Origin of the sequence: Rheinheimera sp. 4Y26, assembly GCF_025245835.1 — a bacterium.
Lineage (GTDB): Bacteria > Pseudomonadota > Gammaproteobacteria > Enterobacterales > Alteromonadaceae > Pararheinheimera.
Map to the genome: position 1 here is coordinate 1 of NZ_JAOBWS010000033.1, position 1,178 is coordinate 1,178.

General features: G+C 47.3%; 1 protein-coding gene. It reads left to right on the forward strand.

All coding sequences use genetic code 11. The annotated features are described in order from the left end of the window. Nucleotides 1-74: 74 nt before the first annotated feature. Nucleotides 75-1,150, forward strand: a protein-coding gene (locus N3Z11_RS18005; protein WP_260658569.1) for an IS3 family transposase whose coding sequence is annotated in 2 segments (ribosomal slippage) — nt 75-324 and nt 324-1,150 — 1,077 coding nt in all. Because the reading frame shifts where the segments join, the coding sequence is not laid out codon by codon here. Nucleotides 1,151-1,178: the final 28 nt, after the last annotated feature.

Here is a 1,178-nt window from a genome sequence, read left to right on the forward strand (position 1 = left end):
TGACCTTTCCCCCAAATTTAAGACCATGACATTGATGAGATTTCCAATAAAATGGAACCAATGGAGATCTCAAAATGAAAAAACGTTACACCGAAGAACAAATCATCAAAGCCATCAAGCAGCATGAAGCAGGCACGAAGGTCGAGGACTTATGCCGTGAGATGGGGATATCCGTCGGGACCTTCTACAACTGGCGCAGTAAGTACGCAGGCCTAGAAGTGAACGAAGCCAAGCGATTGAAGGAGCTTGAGGCAGAGAACAACAAGCTTAAGAAAATGCTGGCCGACAAGATGCTGGAAGTCGAAGCGATGAAGGATGTGTTGTCAAAAAAGTGGTGACGCCAGCGGCAAGGAAACCTGTTGCTCAGCATTTGATAGAAGCTTTTCGCCTGAGTGAACGGGTGGCTTGCAAGTTGGCGGGATTAAGCCGAACGGCATTGCGGTATCAGCCAAAAAGGAATGCAGATAACAGCATACGGCAGCGGCTGAAAGCATTGGCAACCCAATATCCGCGCTATGGCTATCTGATGTTGCATGGTCTGCTTCGGGGCGAAGGTTGGGTTAAAAACCGTAAACACACCTATCGCCTTTATACCGAAGAAGGTTTGCAGGTGCGTACGAAGAAACGCAAAAAGCTGACACGACCACGGCAGCCGATGGAAGTGCCTACAGAGGCGAATCAGCGTTGGTCGATGGACTTTGTCTCTGACCAACTCAGCAATGGCAGGCGCTTTAGGGTCTTAAATGTGGTGGATGATTATTCGCGTGAAATGGTAGGCCAATTGGTTTTGGTTTCCATCAGTGGCAGGCAAGTCGCTAGATTCTTGAGTTTGCTGATTGAGCAACGCGGCAAACCAAATAAGGTAATTTGTGACAATGGAACTGAATTTACCAGCAAGGCGATGTTCTTCTGGAGCAAAGAAAGCGGCGTTACTCTGGGTTTTATTCAGCCAGGTAAACCAACACAAAACGCATTTGTTGAAAGTTTGAATGGCAAGTTCAGAAACGAATGCTTGAACCAACACTGGTTTAGAACGATGGACGAGGCCAGATACGAAATAGATTTATGGCGCGAGCATTACAATCATGTTCGCCCGCACAGTTCGTTGAATTACATGTCGCCTGTTGAGTATGCAAAGCAGGCCGCATAAGCTGGAAAATCTCATCACGGGATTGGTA